The 15,434-nt window shown below is 58.5% G+C and carries 16 protein-coding genes; 10 read left to right on the plus strand and 6 right to left on the minus strand.

The genetic code is table 11. The features are described 5' to 3' along the window. Window positions 1-19 precede the first annotated feature (19 nt). From sucC to PSH64_RS08185, 5 genes are all read left to right on the plus strand, one after another. On the plus strand, window positions 20-1,186 hold the full coding sequence (sucC, locus tag PSH64_RS08165; protein WP_007919879.1) for an ADP-forming succinate--CoA ligase subunit beta: 1,167 nt from the start codon (window positions 20-22) through the stop codon (window positions 1,184-1,186). Further along, window positions 1,186-2,067 (plus strand): succinate--CoA ligase subunit alpha, encoded by an 882-nt coding sequence (gene sucD, locus PSH64_RS08170; RefSeq protein ID WP_007919877.1) that lies wholly within the window; start codon window positions 1,186-1,188, stop codon window positions 2,065-2,067. Before sucC ends, sucD begins: the two co-directional genes overlap by 1 nt. 359 nt (window positions 2,068-2,426) lie before the next feature. Further along, complete coding sequence (brnQ, locus tag PSH64_RS08175) at window positions 2,427-3,740, plus strand: branched-chain amino acid transport system II carrier protein (protein ID WP_105339791.1); 1,314 nt, start codon at window positions 2,427-2,429, stop codon at window positions 3,738-3,740. Between the two features lie 164 nt (window positions 3,741-3,904). Beyond that, window positions 3,905-4,642: a DUF599 domain-containing protein gene (locus PSH64_RS08180; protein ID WP_105339790.1), complete on the plus strand. Its 738-nt coding sequence runs from the start codon at window positions 3,905-3,907 to the stop codon at window positions 4,640-4,642. Beyond that, window positions 4,642-5,043, plus strand: a complete 402-nt coding sequence (locus PSH64_RS08185; protein WP_105339789.1) for an MAPEG family protein — start codon at window positions 4,642-4,644, stop codon at window positions 5,041-5,043. Before PSH64_RS08180 ends, PSH64_RS08185 begins: the two co-directional genes overlap by 1 nt. A 76-nt stretch (window positions 5,044-5,119) precedes the next feature. Here the strand turns inward: PSH64_RS08185 and PSH64_RS08190 are convergent, their stop codons facing one another. Next, window positions 5,120-5,365 carry a hypothetical protein gene (locus tag PSH64_RS08190; RefSeq protein WP_105339788.1) on the minus strand — a complete coding sequence of 82 codons (246 nt, stop codon included), beginning with the start codon at window positions 5,363-5,365 and terminating at the stop codon, window positions 5,120-5,122. Window positions 5,366-5,521: 156 nt separating this feature from the next. Between PSH64_RS08190 and PSH64_RS08195 the strand changes: the two genes are divergently transcribed. The 3 genes from PSH64_RS08195 (at window position 5,522) to htpG (ending at window position 8,433) form a co-directional block, all read left to right on the plus strand. Further along, window positions 5,522-5,998, plus strand: a complete 477-nt coding sequence (locus PSH64_RS08195) for a PaaI family thioesterase (protein ID WP_105339787.1) — start codon at window positions 5,522-5,524, stop codon at window positions 5,996-5,998. Further along, the gene (locus PSH64_RS08200) at window positions 5,995-6,447 is read left to right on the plus strand and encodes a PaaI family thioesterase (RefSeq protein WP_105339786.1); all 453 of its coding nucleotides are present in this window, start codon (window positions 5,995-5,997) and stop codon (window positions 6,445-6,447) included. Before PSH64_RS08195 ends, PSH64_RS08200 begins: the two co-directional genes overlap by 4 nt. Window positions 6,448-6,528: 81 nt before the next feature. Next, on the plus strand, window positions 6,529-8,433 hold the full coding sequence (gene htpG / locus PSH64_RS08205) for a molecular chaperone HtpG (RefSeq protein WP_305480413.1): 1,905 nt from the start codon (window positions 6,529-6,531) through the stop codon (window positions 8,431-8,433). 314 nt (window positions 8,434-8,747) lie between these two features. On the opposite strand, the gene PSH64_RS08210 is transcribed toward htpG, so the two are convergent. The 5 genes from PSH64_RS08210 to purM all read right to left on the minus strand — a co-directional run bounded on the left by PSH64_RS08210 (window position 8,748) and on the right by purM (window position 12,748). Further along, window positions 8,748-9,608 carry a pirin family protein gene (locus tag PSH64_RS08210; protein ID WP_305480414.1) on the minus strand — a complete coding sequence of 287 codons (861 nt, stop codon included), beginning with the start codon at window positions 9,606-9,608 and terminating at the stop codon, window positions 8,748-8,750. 61 nt (window positions 9,609-9,669) lie between these two features. Next, entirely contained in the window at window positions 9,670-10,086 is a 417-nt protein-coding gene (locus PSH64_RS08215) for an OsmC family protein (protein WP_007936063.1), read from the minus strand. A 231-nt stretch (window positions 10,087-10,317) separates the two neighbouring features. Then, window positions 10,318-11,031, minus strand: a complete 714-nt coding sequence (locus tag PSH64_RS08220; protein WP_105339783.1) for a DUF3108 domain-containing protein — start codon at window positions 11,029-11,031, stop codon at window positions 10,318-10,320. 8 nt (window positions 11,032-11,039) lie between these two features. Beyond that, window positions 11,040-11,690, minus strand: coding sequence for a phosphoribosylglycinamide formyltransferase (gene purN / locus PSH64_RS08225; RefSeq protein ID WP_105339782.1), 651 nt, complete (start codon window positions 11,688-11,690; stop codon window positions 11,040-11,042). Beyond that, the gene (gene purM, locus PSH64_RS08230; RefSeq protein WP_105339781.1) at window positions 11,690-12,748 is read right to left on the minus strand and encodes a phosphoribosylformylglycinamidine cyclo-ligase; all 1,059 of its coding nucleotides are present in this window, start codon (window positions 12,746-12,748) and stop codon (window positions 11,690-11,692) included. Before purM ends, purN begins: the two co-directional genes overlap by 1 nt. Before the next feature lie 385 nt (window positions 12,749-13,133). On the opposite strand from purM, the gene PSH64_RS08235 reads away from it, so the two are divergent. Next, on the plus strand, window positions 13,134-14,192 hold the full coding sequence (locus tag PSH64_RS08235) for a DUF2066 domain-containing protein (protein WP_105339780.1): 1,059 nt from the start codon (window positions 13,134-13,136) through the stop codon (window positions 14,190-14,192). Window positions 14,193-14,224: 32 nt separating this feature from the next. Continuing rightward, the gene (locus PSH64_RS08240; RefSeq protein WP_305480415.1) at window positions 14,225-15,298 is read left to right on the plus strand and encodes an AI-2E family transporter; all 1,074 of its coding nucleotides are present in this window, start codon (window positions 14,225-14,227) and stop codon (window positions 15,296-15,298) included. Window positions 15,299-15,434 lie beyond the last annotated feature (136 nt).

Genomic DNA, 15,434 nt, shown 5'->3' on the forward strand with positions numbered 1-15,434 from the left:
AACGAAGACGGTAATAAGCATGAATCTTCACGAGTATCAGGGTAAGCAGCTGTTCGCTGAGTACGGCCTGCCAGTATCCACCGGTTACGCGGTAGACACCCCGGAAGCAGCAGCAGAAGCTTGCGACAAAATCGGCGGCAGCGAATGGGTTGTCAAAGCCCAGGTTCACGCCGGTGGTCGCGGTAAAGCGGGCGGCGTAAAGCTGGTTCGCAGCAAAGAAGACGCTAAGGCATTCGCACAGCAGTGGCTGGGCAAGCGTCTGGTGACTTACCAGACTGACGCCAATGGTCAGCCAGTCACCAAGATCCTGGTTGAATCGTGCACTGATATCGCTAAAGAGCTGTACCTGGGCGCTGTCGTTGACCGTTCGAGCCGTCGCATCGTGTTCATGGCCTCCACCGAAGGTGGCGTGGACATCGAGAAAATCGCTCACGACACTCCAGAAAAAATTCTGAAAGCCACTATCGATCCACTGGTTGGCGCTCAGCCATTCCAGGGTCGCGAGCTGGCGTTCCAGCTGGGCCTGGAAGGCAAGCAAGTTGCTCAGTTCGCCAAGATCTTCGTAGGTCTGGCCAAGCTGTTCAAGGATCACGACCTGGCTCTGCTGGAAGTGAACCCGCTGGTGATCAAGGCTGACGGCGATCTGCATTGCCTCGACGCCAAGATCAACATCGACGCCAACGCCATGTACCGTCAGCCTAAGCTGAAGACTTTCCACGATCCGTCGCAAGACGATCCGCGCGAAGCGCACGCTGCCAAGTTCGAACTGAACTACGTAGCACTGGAAGGCAACATCGGTTGCATGGTCAACGGTGCTGGCCTGGCCATGGGTACCATGGACATCGTCAACCTGCATGGCGGCAAACCAGCCAACTTCCTCGACGTGGGCGGCGGTGCTACCAAAGAACGCGTAACCGAAGCGTTCAAGATCATCCTGTCCGACACTAACGTCGCTGCAGTACTGGTCAACATCTTCGGCGGCATCGTTCGTTGCGACATGATTGCCGAAGGCATCATTGGCGCTGTGAAAGAAGTCGGCGTGAAAATCCCGGTTGTTGTTCGCCTTGAAGGCAACAACGCTGAGCTGGGCGCTAAAGTACTGGCAGAAAGCGGTTTGAACATCATCGCTGCTACCAGCCTGACCGACGCTGCTCAACAAGTTGTCAAAGCTGCGGAGGGCAAATAATGAGCGTCCTGATCAATAAAGACACCAAAGTTATCTGCCAGGGTATTACCGGTTCGCAAGGTAGTTTCCACACCCAGCAAGCCATCGAGTACGGCACCAAGATGGTTGGTGGTGTAACTCCGGGCAAAGGCGGCACCGAGCACCTGGGCCTGCCAGTGTTCAACACCGTGAAAGACGCTGTAGCTGCCACTGGCGCCACCGCCAGCGTGATCTACGTTCCAGCTCCTTTCTGCAAGGACTCCATCCTGGAAGCAGCTTTCGGCGGCATCAAGCTGATCGTTTGCATCACTGAAGGCATTCCTACCCTGGACATGCTGGATGCCAAGGTCAAGTGCGACGAACTGGGCGTAGTCCTGATCGGTCCTAACTGCCCAGGCGTGATCACTCCAGGCGAATGCAAGATCGGCATCATGCCAGGTCACATTCACTTGCCAGGCAAGGTCGGTATCGTTTCCCGTTCCGGCACCCTGACCTACGAAGCTGTGAAGCAGACTACTGACGCCGGTTTCGGTCAGTCGACTTGCGTCGGCATCGGTGGTGACCCGATCCCGGGTTCGAACTTCATCGACATCCTGAAACTGTTCCAGGAAGACCCGAAGACCGAAGCGATCGTGATGATCGGCGAGATCGGCGGTTCGGCTGAAGAAGAAGCGGCTGCCTACATCAAGGCGCACGTGACCAAGCCGGTTGTTTCCTACATCGCTGGTGTGACTGCTCCTCCGGGCAAGCGCATGGGCCATGCTGGCGCAATCATCTCTGGCGGCAAAGGCACTGCAGACGAGAAATTCGCTGCTCTGCAAGACGCAGGCGTGAAAACCGTGCGTTCGCTGGCAGACATCGGCAAGGCCCTGGCCGAGCTGACCGGTTGGGCTGTCAAGTAAGCCTCGCGCTTAACTGACGCTTCACCAGACAAAGGCCACCTTCGGGTGGCCTTTGTCATTTCCGGGGTTTGAGATATTCGCAGCGCTTATTGTGGCGAGGGAGCTTGCTCCCTTGCCGCAGGGCGGTTGTGAAAATTAGGTATGTAAACGCGACATTGAAATGTCGCGTATCGGATAGTTCGCCCTGTAATAGTGCGTTTGACAGGCAAATTCGTTACGCTAGCGGCCATTTTTGCGTCTGCGGCCCACAAGGCAGCGGCGCGCTAAACGGGTCGGTCCTATACGGATCGACAGCATTTCCCTCACCCATAAGGGAAATCCCTCTCTAAATTCCGATTCAGTAGTGTGGTATTTCCTTAATGAAAGTGTTGAAAGGCCAGGACATCCTGGCACTGGGCTTCATGACATTTGCCCTGTTCGTCGGGGCAGGCAACATCATCTTCCCGCCTATCGTCGGCTTACAGTCCGGGCCTAATGTCTGGATGGCGGCGCTGGGTTTCCTGATCACTGCAGTCGGTCTGCCGGTGATCACCGTTGTCGCCCTGGCCAAGGTCGGTGGTGCAATGGATGCCTTGAGCAGCCCGATCGGCAAGATTGCCGGCGGCCTGCTGGCAGCGGCGTGTTACCTCGCGGTCGGCCCGTTGTTCGCAACACCGCGCACCGCGACCGTGTCGTTCGAAGTGGGTTTGGCGCCGTTGACCGGCGAGAGCCCCCTGGCGCTGTTTCTCTACAGCTCGGTGTACTTCCTGCTGGTGTTCTTCATTTCGCTCTACCCGGGCCGTCTGCTGGATACCGTAGGACGTTTCCTCGCGCCGCTGAAAATCATCGCCCTGGCCGTTCTCGGCATCGCTGCGTTCGCGTTGCCGGCCGGTGATATCGGCGTGGCCACCCCTGAATACGTAGCGGCACCGTTTTCCCAGGGCTTCATCAATGGTTACCTGACCATGGATACCCTGGGGGCGCTGGTCTTCGGCATTGTCATCGTCAATGCGATCCGCTCCCGAGGCGTGGAATCGCCAGCGTTGATCACCCGTTACGCGATCATCGCCGGGCTGATTGCCGGCGTGGGTCTGGCGCTGGTTTACGTCAGTCTGTTCCGACTCGGTTCGGGCAGCCATGAAGTAGCCGTCGGCGCTACCAATGGCGCGGCGGTATTGCATGCCTATGTGCAGCACACCTTCGGTTCGCTCGGCAGTGGTTTCCTGGCGGTGCTGATCTCCCTGGCTTGTCTGGTGACAGCGGTCGGCCTGACCTGTGCCTGTGCCGAATACTTCAGTCGTGTGCTGCCACTGTCCTACAAGACACTGGTAATCATCCTGGCCGCGTTTTCCCTGCTGGTGTCCAACCTGGGCCTCACCAAGCTGATCGCGTTCTCGATCCCGGTGCTGACCGCCATCTACCCGCCATGCATCGCCTTGGTAGCCCTGAGCTTCTGCAAGGACTTCTGGCATGAGCAGGGCCGTATCGTCGGTCCGGTGATGCTGGTCTCGTTCATCTTCGGCATGATCGATGCGCTCAAGGGCGCCGGTCTGGCTGACTGGATGCCGGCTCAACTGGCTCACCTGCCGCTGAGCGAGCAGGGCCTGGCGTGGCTGGTGCCGTCGGTCATGACCCTGGTGGTCGCCGTGGTCTGCGATCGGCTGCTGGGCAAGCGCGAAGAAGCACTGGCTTAAGCCGCTTCATGGTCCGCCACAAGCGGGTTTGAGGTGCAAATGGAAATGCCCCGTATCAATCGATACGGGGCATTTTTTATGCGCGTGATGCAGTGTCTTTTTACTTGGGCTAACGTCGAAGCACTATCCGCAGGTTTCATCATCCACACATCACAAGGAACTGCATGTCGTTCGTCCACGCCAATCTGATCCACATCCTCGCCGCGCTCTGGTTTGTCGTCTGCTGGGGTGGCTACACCCGTTACGCGACATGGAAGGGCCGTGATACCGCATGCCTGGCCAGCGTGCTGCACCTGTATCGCGAAGACTGGATGCGCCGCATGTTGTTGCGCGACAACCGTATTGCCGATGCCAGTGTGATCGGCAACCTGGAGCGCAACGCCTCATTCTTTGCTTCCAGTACGTTGATTATCCTGGCCGGTATTCTCACGGTATTGGGTGCATCCGAAAGGGCTGTATCGTTGCTGGCGGATATCCCGATGGTGCAACAGGCTTCCCAAGGCATGTCGGAGATCAAGTTGTTGTGCCTGGCGCTGGTGTTTGTCTATGCGTTCTTTACGTTCAGCTGGTGCATGCGTCAGTACAACTTTGCAGCCATCCTTGTGGGCTCGGCACCGATGATCGGTGAGCGGCATGTGTCCGAGCAAGAGCGTAAAGCCTTTGCGTCCCGAGCCGCCCGTGTCATCTCCATGGCGGCCAACCAGTTCAACTTCGGTCTGCGTTCCTATTACTTCGGCATGACCATGCTGGCGTGGTTTGTCAGCCCCTGGTTGTTCATGTTGATGAGCGCCGGTGTCGTGTTTGTGTTGTATCGCCGCGAATTTCACTCCGACGTTCTTGACGTGATGGTCTATACCCCAACAGAGGCGCCATTGCCTGAGCTGAACAAGGAGGCGGCTTGATGAGTATTCCGTTCTGGTGTGTGTTTATCAGCGCCTTGTTGATTTACGTGGCTCGCATTCCAGTGGCCAAGGCCATGAAAGAGCAGGGCGGTTACAACAATCACCTGCCACGGCAACAACAGGCGCAACTTACCGGTTTCGGCGCCCGGGCATTGGCGGCCCATCAGAACAGTATCGAGGCGTTCATTCTGTTTGCCGTAGGGGTGTTGATGGCGCATACCACGCAAACGGCGGGATGGCTGATCGATGCGCTGGCGATCATTTTCGTGATCGCGCGGGTTATCTATTTGCTGTGTTATTGGGTTGATCTGGCCTGGCAGCGCAGTCTGGTGTGGCTCGTTGGATTAGTGTCTTCGTTGTTGCTGATGATTAGTCCGACTTTTAGGACTGTTTTGCTCTAAGGCCACGATTCGAACAAGATTTCAGATAAAAGAAAACCCGCACTTGGCGGGTTTTCTTTTATCACTAAAAACGCTTTTAGTTTTTAGGTGCTGCTGGCGCGGCTTCTTTTGCTGCTGCTTCGTTCGATTCGGCCTGAGCTTTGGCAGCTTCAGCGTTTTCTTTCGCTGCGTCGTTCACTTTATCCTGAGCTTCGCTCATTTTTTCCTGAGCTTGCTCTGCATGTTGGTTAGCATCTTGAGCTTTGTCCTCGGATTTTTTATCGCAGGCGGCGAGACCGAGGGAAGCGGTCAACATCAAGGCAATAGCTAAAGTCTTACGCATGGGTGTTTCTCCTGGTGGAAAATATTTACTGGCCTTTCGAGCACAGCAATCAGGGTTAAGTTCCTCAAATCACACAGATATATAAGTTTGTTTTGTCATGGAACTTTTGCCCGTTAGCCCGCTACTTTGCCCGGACACTAAAAAGAGTTTTATCAAATGGCTGAAAACCCCGTTTTTGAGCGTGCGACGCGATTCCTCTCGGCATTGCGGCATTGTCAGGTGCTTGGCATGCGCGTCCACAGCGCCAGCGATGAAGGGTTGACGGTGATTTTGCCGTACAGCCCGCAGATCGTCGGCAACCCGCAAACCGGGGTGATTCATGGCGGTGCGCTGACCTCGCTGATGGACACCGCCTGCGGCATGGCCACGCTCTGTGTGCTGCCCGAGTTCGAAGTCTGTCCGACGCTCGACCTGCGCATCGACTACATGCACGCCGCCGAGCCACACAAGGACGTTTACGGCTTCGCCCAATGTTACCGAGTAACCACCGACGTGATTTTCGCGCGTGGTTTTGCTTATCAGGACGACCCCGAACAGCCCATTGCCCATGTGGTAGGGACCTTCATGCGCATGGGCAAGGGCGTCAAAGGCACCAAAGGTTTTGGTGGTGTCATCGCTGGAGGTGCGAAATGACCGGCACGTTCAAGGAGCAACTTCAACAGGCTCATGCGCAGGGGGACTACGCCTCGCTGCTACACCTGATTCCTTACGCCAAGCTGATCGGCGTCGAATGCTCGCGGGTAGGAGATGAGTTGCTGTTTCGTCTTCCGGCCAACAAGGACAACATTGGTAACCCTTTACTGCCGGCGATTCATGGCGGGGTGATCGCCGGGTTCATGGAGCTCTCGGCAGCATTGCACCTGCTGATTTGCACCGGCTCGCCCGGTGTGCCGAAGATTATCGACTTTTCCCTCGATTACCTGCGCGCGGGGCAGTTTCGCGATACCTGGGCCCGATGCCAGGTTTGCCGGCAGGGGCGGCGGGTGGCAAACGTAGCGATTACCGCCTGGCAAAGTACCGAAGCGGAGCCCATTGCCACGGCCCGGGCCCACTTCAAAATCGAAGAGCCCTTGAAATCCTGATCTCAGCCCCCAACTCTGAGGACAACCCGCCGCCGACCCTCAAGGTCGCGGCCACTGCCATCTGATTGGAGTTTGATGACCATGAGTGTGGAAACTCAAAAGGAAACCCTGGGCTTCCAGACCGAGGTGAAGCAGCTGCTGCACCTCATGATCCATTCGCTGTATTCCAACAAGGAAATCTTCCTTCGCGAATTGATCTCGAACGCCTCTGACGCTGTCGATAAATTACGTTTTGAAGCGCTGGCCAAGCCTGAATTGCTGGAAGGCGGCGCTGAACTGAAAATCCGTGTGAGCTTCGACAAGGACGCTAAAACCGTCACCCTCGAAGACAACGGCATCGGCATGAGCCGTGAAGATGCGGTCACTCACCTGGGCACCATCGCCAAGTCCGGCACCGCCGATTTCATGAAGCACCTGTCTGGCGATCAGAAAAAAGACTCGCACCTGATCGGTCAGTTCGGTGTCGGTTTCTACTCGGCGTTCATCGTCGCCGATAAAGTTGACGTATTCAGCCGCCGTGCCGGCCTCGCTGCTGGCGAAGGCGTGCATTGGTCGTCCAAGGGCGAAGGCGAATTTGAAATCGCCACCGTCGAGAAAGCTGATCGCGGCACCCGCATCGTTCTGCACCTGAAGTCCGGTGAAGACGAATTCGCCGATGGCTGGCGTCTGCGCAACATCATCAAGAAGTACTCCGACCACATCGCTTTGCCGATCGAGTTGCCGAAAGAAGTGGCCGCCGCTGAAGGTGAAGAGAAGCCAGCCGTTGAGTGGGAAACCGTCAACCGCGCCAGCGCCTTGTGGACTCGTCCTCGCACTGAAGTGAAGGACGAGGAATACCAGGAGTTCTACAAACACGTCGCTCACGATTTCGAGAACCCGCTGAGCTGGAGCCACAACAAGGTCGAAGGCAAGCTCGAGTACACCTCGCTGCTTTATGTGCCGACCCGTGCTCCGTTCGATCTGTACCAGCGTGAAGCGCCGAAAGGCCTGAAGCTGTACGTGCAGCGCGTGTTCGTCATGGATCAGGCTGAGTCGTTCCTGCCGCTGTACCTGCGCTTCATCAAAGGCGTGGTCGACTCCAACGACCTGTCGCTGAACGTGTCGCGGGAAATCCTGCAGAAAGACCCGATCATCGACTCCATGAAGTCGGCGCTGACCAAGCGCGTTCTGGATATGCTGGAAAAACTGGCGAAGAACGAGCCTGAGCAATACAAAGGCTTCTGGAAGAACTTCGGTCAGGTCATGAAAGAAGGCCCGGCAGAAGACTTCGCCAACAAAGAAAAAATTGCCGGCCTGCTGCGTTTTGCCTCCACTCAGGGCGACGATGGCGAACAGGTTGTAGGTTTGGCTGACTACCTGGCTCGCGCCAAGGAAGGTCAGGACAAGATCTACTACCTGACCGGCGAAACCTACGCGCAAGTCAAAAACAGCCCGCACCTGGAAGTCTTCCGCAAGAAAGGCATCGAAGTGCTGCTGCTGACCGACCGTATCGACGAGTGGCTGATGAGCTACCTCAACGACTTCGACGGCAAGAGCTTTGTCGACGTGGCACGCGGTGACCTGGACCTCGGCAACCTGGATTCGGAAGAAGACAAGAAAGCCGCGGAAGAAGTCGCCAAGTCCAAAGAAGGCCTGGTTGAGCGTCTCAAGACTGCTTTGGGTGAATCCGTTGCTGAAGTGCGGGTTTCCCACCGTCTGACCGATTCCCCGGCGATTCTGGCCATCGGCGAACAGGACCTGGGCCTGCAAATGCGTCAGATCCTGGAAGCCAGCGGTCAGAAGGTTCCGGATTCGAAGCCGATCTTCGAATTCAACCCGGCTCACCCGCTGATCGAGAAGCTCGACAACGAGCAGAGCGACGAGCGCTTCGGCGACCTGTCGCACATCCTGTTCGATCAGGCGGCCCTGGCAGCCGGCGACAGCTTGAAAGACCCGGCCGCTTATGTGCGCCGGCTGAACAAGCTGTTGGTTGAACTGTCGGTTTAACCGCGTTGTATAAAAACCCGCTTCGGCGGGTTTTTTCATTCTGGGGGCAGGGCGAGGCGGTGGTGGTGCATCGGTGAATGATGCGCGACGCGAAAGCCGCGGCTCGCGCGTTCACGTCGATGCACAATCTGCAGGATGAAGTGTTCAAGGGTAGATGTGTTTTCAGGCGCTGACTGGCTCGTTGTCTGACAGGGCCTCTTCGCGGGCAAGCCCGCTCCCACAGGGAGTTGTGCCGTATGCAATTTTTGTGAACGACCCGGTCAACTGTGGGAGCGGGCTTGCCCGCGATGACGGATTGACAGGCGATGCAGACACTACGGCAGTTCGATCCGCTCACTTTCCCCCGGCACTGTCGGCCAATCCCCGGCCGCCCAGCGCCGACGTGCTTCATCGATCAATGCCGGATCGCTGGCCACGAAATTCCAGTTGATCCGTCGTGGCCCGTCCAGTGGCGCTCCGCCAAACAGCACGGCATGGCAGTCGCTCTCGGCGAACAGTGTCATTTCTTCCCCGGCCGGCAGCACCACTAGCGTGTAGGGCTCCAGCAACTCGCCATCAAGCTGCGCCTCGCCACTTAACACATACAGCGCCCGTTCTTCATGCTCGGTGGGAATCAGCAGCGTGGTCGCCGTTTGCAGGTTCAATTCGGCATACAGCGTAGGCGAAAGCACCGGGACCGGTGATTCAAGGCAAAAGCCCTTCCCGGCGATCATTCGTATCTTCACGCCAAGGTTTTCGCTGACGGGCAGCGTGGCTGCTGGATGGTGGCTGTAGTGTCCTGGACCGTGCTCACGGTCCTTGGGCGAAGCCAGCCAGATCTGTAAGCCGTGCATCGTACCGCCACTGTTCTTCAATGCTTCGGGCGTGCGTTCGACGTGGGCAATCGCACTGCCGGCGGTCATCCAGCTGACATCGCCGGCATTGACCACCTGATCGGAACCGAGGCTGTCCTTGTGCTGGATTTGTCCTTCGAACAGGTAGGTGAGGGTGGACAGGCCAATATGCGGATGCTGACGGATGTTCATGCCTTTGCCCGGTGGATAACGGGTTTCGAGCATGTGGTCGAAAAATACGAAAGGCCCGACGCTGCGACATTTGGCCGACGGCAATGGGCGAAAAATCGGTTGGCCCTCGACATCTTCGGCGCGGGGGCGGATCACGAGCGGAGTGTTCATGGTGCATTCCAGGCTGAGCGGGTGACGCAGGGAGCATAACCCGCTTGCGCAGCCGTTGCCGCTATTGGCTGAAGGCGCCTTCGGACAGGTGAGTTTCGATACTGACTTCAGAGGTGGTCATCAGCTTGTGTACCGGGCAGCGGTCGGCCACGCGGTGCAGCTCGTCGCGCTGGGCATCGGTGAGTACGCCCTTGAGCGTGAGTTTGACGTGCAGGGCATATTTGCCTTTCTGCTCTTCACTGTTGTCGCGCTTGACCTCGACCCCGACGCCGGTCAGTGGAATGCCCTTCTTCTTCGCATACAGTTTCAGGGTCAGGGCCTTGCAGGCGCCGAGGGCCGCGTCGAAATAGTCATGGGGCTCAGGTGCGGTGCCTTCACCACCACTGGACTTGGGGACATCGGCAAACAGTTCATGGTCATCGATCTGGACGCTGTGACGAAAACCTTCGGCGGAGACAGTATTGACGGTAACAGTCATGGGAAACCTCGCAGGGATCAGGAAAAGTCATTCGATCAAAAAAGACCCTGAATTTATAGAGTATTCCTCAAGTCGGGCGTTCCACTTTTTGATCCCTTTGGCGTTTCATGGTGTTCCAGGGTGATCGTCTACTGGCCCAGCAACGTTTTACTGTGCGCTGATCGCTCCCTCCCAACGAAACACCAGACGAAAAAAAGCCCCGCGTTTGCGGGGCTTTCATGTCGGTCCGGATCAGCTGCCTTTGACCGTCTTGCCGTTGACCGTACCGTCGAGGAGCATGATGTTGTACTCCTTGCCGTCGGTTTCGACCTGTTGCAGACGGACCAGCAGGTAATCCCAATCCTTGGCGAACCACAGCACGGTGATGCGCTTGCTTTGTGTCGGATCGCGCACGCGCTCGACCTTGATCGCATCGATCTGGCCAGCCTTGGTGTCGACTTTCTCCGAACCCAGCACGCGGAAGTCATAGGTATCGACTTCGCCGGCATCGACGACCTGATAGCTCATGCTTTTCTTGCCGGCGGCCACGTCATGCTGCAGTGCCAGTTGGTAGGTGGACTTGTCGACCATGCCGCGGTTGAGCGGAAGCTTGACGGCGTCACCGCGATCAATGCCGGTGACCATCTTGTTGGTCCAGTCGAAATCCAGGTCAGCCTTCTTCGCTTTGCCCAGGCCACCACGTTCGAAGTGGTAGGACTGCGGCAGCAACGTGTCCTTGTCCAGGGTCAGGGTGCTTTCTTCGGTCAGGCTGGCGATCATCATCGAGGCCTTGAAGCTGAGCTTCCAGGCGCCATTGGCTTGCTTGGTCAGGCTGCGCTCGGCGGTGCCGCTCATGGGCAGCTGTTTCCAATCGGCGGTGTAGCTGGCGGAGAAGGGTTGAAGGTCTGCGGCCTGCGCAAACGGCAGGGCGAGCAGAGCGCAAGCGAAGAGCAGGGCACGACGCATAAAATCTCCTAGGTTCGAATCAAGTGGCCGCTGGCCGCGAGTAACTGCCCATCCAGTAAAGCACCTTGTTCGCCGAGTGATAAACGACCTTCGGCAAACCAGCGTACGGCCATCGGGTAGATCAGGTGTTCCTGGGTATGGACTCGCTGCGCCAGACTCTGCGGCGAATCGTGCAACTCTACCGGTATTACTGCCTGTACGACCAGTGGTCCGCCATCGAGTTCCTCGGTGACGAAGTGCACGGAGCAGCCGTGTTCCGTGTCGCCGGCCTCCAGCGCGCGCTGATGAGTGTGTAACCCTTTGTATTTGGGTAGCAGCGAGGGATGGATATTGAGCAGGCGACCCGCGTAGTGGCGCACGAAGCCAGCGCTGAGAATGCGCATGAAGCCGGCCAGTACCACGAGTTTGGGGTTGAAGGCGTCGATCTGTTCGATCAGCGCGGCATCGAAGGCCTCGCGACCTTCGAAAGCCTTGTGATCCAGGGTGCGGGTATCGATACCCGCGTCCCTGGCGCGTTGCAGGCCGTAGGCGTCGGCGCGGTTGGAAATCACCGCAGCGATGCGGGCCGGGCTGTCGCCGGTCCGCGTGCTGTCGATCAAGGCCTGCAAGTTACTGCCGGTGCCGGACAGCAGCACCACCACATCACAGGTCTGGGACATTAATGAGCCTTGAGGTTCTTCAGTTCGACCTGGGCCGCGCCTTCGGCAGCGGTGGCGATCTGACCGATGACCCATGGCTGCTCGCCAGCTTCACGCAGGACGTTCAGCGCGGTTTCAACGTGCTCCTGAGCCACGCAGATAACCATGCCGACGCCGCAGTTCAGCACGCGGTGCATCTCGGTTTCGTCGACGTTGCCTTTCTCTTGCAGCCAGTCGAACACCGCCGGGCGGGTCCAGCTCGCAACGTCAACCACCGCTTGAGCGCCTTTTGGCAGCACGCGCGGGATGTTGTCCAGCAGGCCGCCACCGGTGATGTGGGCCATGGCTTTGACGGCGCCGGTGTCCTTGATCAGCTTGAGCAGCGGCTTCACGTAGATGCGGGTCGGAGCCATCAGCAGGTCGGTCAGCGGTTTGCCGTCGAGCTGGATGCTCTCGATATCGGAACCCGATACTTCGATGATCTTGCGGATCAGCGAGTAGCCGTTGGAGTGCGGGCCGGAAGACGGCAGGGCGAGCAGGGCGTCGCCGGCAGCGACTTTCGAGCCGTCGATGATTTCGGATTTTTCCACGACACCGACGCAGAAACCGGCCAGGTCGTAGTCTTCGCCTTCGTACATGCCAGGCATTTCAGCGGTTTCGCCGCCGACCAGGGAGCAACCGGACAGTTCGCAGCCGGCGCCGATACCGGTCACAACCTGAGCGGCGGTGTCGACGTTCAGTTTGCCGGTGGCGTAGTAGTCGAGGAAGAACAGCGGCTCGGCGCCGCACACCACCAGGTCGTTCACGCACATGGCCACCAGGTCGATGCCGATGCTGTCGTGTTTGTTCAGGTTCAGCGCCAGGCGCAGCTTGGTACCGACGCCGTCAGTGCCCGAGACCAGCACCGGTTGTTTGTAACCGGCCGGGATTTCGCAGAGGGCGCCGAAACCGCCCAGGCCGCCCATGACTTCCGGGCGCGCAGTGCGCTTGGCGACGCTCTTGATGCGTTCGACCAATGCTTCACCGGCGTCGATGTCTACACCGGCGTCCTTGTAGCTCAGGGAGGGTTGCTTGCTCATGATCCAGGCCTTTAGGGGGGATTCAGGGGTAACGACCGAGTCCAGCGGGGGACGCCGAAATCGATGGGGCGACTGCCTCACGCGAATTTCAGAGTACCCGGCTGTTGCCGGTCTGCGAAGGCGCGCGATTTTATCAGGCTTGAGGGGCAGCGGCCATCCTCGTGCCGACGGGCAGGGGCATATCGCGTTAAAAAAACTGATATTGCCCGTGTTAGTGGCGTCCCACATGGCTGTATAAGGTATCGACGTTAACCGTCTATCGTTATGACAGTGCGAAAACTTACCGGGATCGGTGAATGTTTTGCTTGAGTCTGTGGTCAACAGGCCCAGGCTCAATCATCTTCATGCGGTCTGTTCCAGCCGCTCTTGTCGTCAGGAATCTTTCATGCGTTTTCTTAAATTGTTGTTCGTGGGCTGTTTATCCGTGGTCAGCCTGACCAGCCATGCCGAAACCGTCAAAGGCCTCTATCAAGTACGCGAGCCCGTCAGCAGCCAGACGCCGGAGGAGCGCGATCAGGCGACTCAGCGGGCGCTGGAAACGCTGGTGTTGCGTTTGACCGGCGATCCCAAGGCGGCGCAGAGCCCTGGCCTGGCGGCCGTGCGTAAAGACCCTCAGCAGATCATCAGTCAGTTCGGTTATGACGCCGGGCCGCCGGAGGTGTTGAAAGTCGATTTTGACCCGGCCACCACCGAGCAGGCCTTGCGTCGTGCCGGGCTGGCCGTGTGGGGCGCCAATCGGCCGTCGATCCTCGGCTGGTGGTTGAGTGATTCCACCGAAGGTTCGAGCCTGGTCGGCGATGGTCAGGCCAGCGCTGCGCCGCTGCGTCGGGCAGCTCAGCACCGTGGCCTGCCGCTGCGCTTGCCGCTGGCGGACCTGAATGAACAGATCGTCGCCACTGCACCGAATCTGGAAAGCGCAGACCCGGCGCCGTTGCAGGGTGCGTCCGACCGTTACAATGCCGATGCCTTGCTGGCGGTGCATGCCCGTGAAGAGGGGGGGCAGTGGCAAGCGAAATGGCGTCTGTGGTTGGGCGATCAGAAGGAAGCCGGTAGCGTGCAGGGTGCCGATTCCGCCGCCGTGGCCGATGCGGTGATGCTGGCGGTCAGCGAGCGTCTGGCGTCGCGTTTCGTCGCCAAGCCGGGGACGTCCGGCGAGCAATTGCTGGAAGTGCAAGGGATGAGTCTGGAGCGGTATGCAACGCTCGGGCGTTTGCTGGAGCCATTTGGCGCGCGTTTGCTGAGTGTCGATGGCGACCGCGTGCTTTATCGCGTCAACGGCAGCGCCGATCAGTTGCGAGCCCAGTTGTCCCTGGCGAAATTGCAGGAAGTCCCGGCCGGTCAGACGCCGGCGCCCGCGACGCCGGTTCAACCGATAGCTGCCGGTTCAGCGCCGACCACAGCGCCAGCCCCGGCACCGACACCGCAGTTGCGTTTTCGTTGGTAGGTTTTTTCTTTATATAGAAGCAGGAGTGGTAAATGGCCGATACACGGCGTTGGTTCTGGCTCGGTGGGGTGGTCCTGCTTTGCGCGTTTGTTTACCTGTTGCATCCGATCCTGACGCCGTTCCTGGTGGCGCTGTTGCTGGCCTATCTGTTCGACCCGCTGGTGGATCGGCTGGAGAAGTTCGGTCTGTCGCGGACCTGGGGCGTGGTGGCAGTGTTCGCGTTGTTCACGTTGATCCTCACCACGCTGCTGCTGGTATTGGTGCCGATGCTCGCCAAGCAGCTGTTTCGCTTGTATGAGCTGGCGCCGCAGATGCTCGATTGGCTGCAACACACAGCCTTGCCGTGGGCACAATCGAAGTTGGGCTTGTCCGAGGGCTTCTGGAAGTTCGACAAGCTGAAGGCGGCGATCAGCGAGCACATGGGGCAGACCACCGACATTGTCGGCGTGGTGCTGAGCCATGCAACGGCTTCAGGCCTTGCGTTGATCGGCTGGCTGGCCAATCTGGTGTTGATCCCGGTGGTGAGTTTTTACTTGCTGCGTGACTGGGACCTGATGATGGCCAAGATCCGTAGCCTGCTGCCCCGTGATCGTGAAGAGCGTGTCATGACCCTGGCCGGGGAATGCCATGAAGTGCTTGGGGCGTTCGTGCGCGGACAGTTGCTGGTGATGCTGGCGCTGGGTGTGATTTACGCCGCGGGCTTGATGATGATAGGGCTGGAGCTGGGACTGTTGATCGGTCTGATTGCCGGTCTGGCGGCGATCGTGCCGTACATGGGGTTTGTCATCGGGATTGGTGCGGCGTTGATAGCCGGCCTGTTCCAGTTCGGTGGCGATCTGTATCCCATGATCGGTATCGTCGCGGTGTTCATGGTCGGCCAGGCACTGGAAGGCATGGTTCTGACGCCGTTGCTGGTGGGGGACCGGATCGGCCTGCACCCGGTGGCGGTGATCTTTGCGATTCTGGCCGGCGGCGAGCTGTTCGGTTTTACCGGTGTGCTGCTGGCATTGCCGGTGGCGGCGGTGATCATGGTCCTGGTGCGCCACATGCATGATTTGTATAAGGATTCGGATATCTACAGCGGTAGCGACGAGCCTAGGCTGTAATGGATTTCGATCGCTCATGACAGGCCGCCGCGTTGTCGCCTTAATGCGGGCCAGGCAAGGCGCAGGCCGCTGGAAATGGTTGTTCCCTTTCCAAGGCCTGCAACGCAGCCTGGCCCGCTTTAAGGCACAACCCGAA

This window comes from Pseudomonas sp. FP1742 (assembly GCF_030687145.1).
In the GTDB taxonomy this organism is placed as follows: Bacteria; Pseudomonadota; Gammaproteobacteria; order Pseudomonadales; family Pseudomonadaceae; genus Aquipseudomonas; species Aquipseudomonas frederiksbergensis_D.

Coding starts and splice junctions, on each gene's coding strand:
- htpG (WP_305480413.1), top strand. CDS start 6,529: ATGAGTGTGGAAACTCAAAAGGAAACCCTGGGCTTCCAGACCGAGGTG.
- sucC (WP_007919879.1), top strand. CDS start 20: ATGAATCTTCACGAGTATCAGGGTAAGCAGCTGTTCGCTGAGTACGGC.
- PSH64_RS08190 (WP_105339788.1), bottom strand. CDS start 5,365: ATGCGTAAGACTTTAGCTATTGCCTTGATGTTGACCGCTTCCCTCGGT.
- PSH64_RS08240 (WP_305480415.1), top strand. CDS start 14,225: ATGGCCGATACACGGCGTTGGTTCTGGCTCGGTGGGGTGGTCCTGCTT.
- sucD (WP_007919877.1), top strand. CDS start 1,186: ATGAGCGTCCTGATCAATAAAGACACCAAAGTTATCTGCCAGGGTATT.
- PSH64_RS08220 (WP_105339783.1), bottom strand. CDS start 11,031: ATGCGTCGTGCCCTGCTCTTCGCTTGCGCTCTGCTCGCCCTGCCGTTT.
- brnQ (WP_105339791.1), top strand. CDS start 2,427: ATGAAAGTGTTGAAAGGCCAGGACATCCTGGCACTGGGCTTCATGACA.
- PSH64_RS08235 (WP_105339780.1), top strand. CDS start 13,134: ATGCGTTTTCTTAAATTGTTGTTCGTGGGCTGTTTATCCGTGGTCAGC.
- purN (WP_105339782.1), bottom strand. CDS start 11,690: ATGTCCCAGACCTGTGATGTGGTGGTGCTGCTGTCCGGCACCGGCAGT.
- PSH64_RS08195 (WP_105339787.1), top strand. CDS start 5,522: ATGGCTGAAAACCCCGTTTTTGAGCGTGCGACGCGATTCCTCTCGGCA.
- PSH64_RS08210 (WP_305480414.1), bottom strand. CDS start 9,608: ATGAACACTCCGCTCGTGATCCGCCCCCGCGCCGAAGATGTCGAGGGC.
- PSH64_RS08185 (WP_105339789.1), top strand. CDS start 4,642: ATGAGTATTCCGTTCTGGTGTGTGTTTATCAGCGCCTTGTTGATTTAC.
- purM (WP_105339781.1), bottom strand. CDS start 12,748: ATGAGCAAGCAACCCTCCCTGAGCTACAAGGACGCCGGTGTAGACATC.
- PSH64_RS08180 (WP_105339790.1), top strand. CDS start 3,905: ATGTCGTTCGTCCACGCCAATCTGATCCACATCCTCGCCGCGCTCTGG.
- PSH64_RS08200 (WP_105339786.1), top strand. CDS start 5,995: ATGACCGGCACGTTCAAGGAGCAACTTCAACAGGCTCATGCGCAGGGG.
- PSH64_RS08215 (WP_007936063.1), bottom strand. CDS start 10,086: ATGACTGTTACCGTCAATACTGTCTCCGCCGAAGGTTTTCGTCACAGC.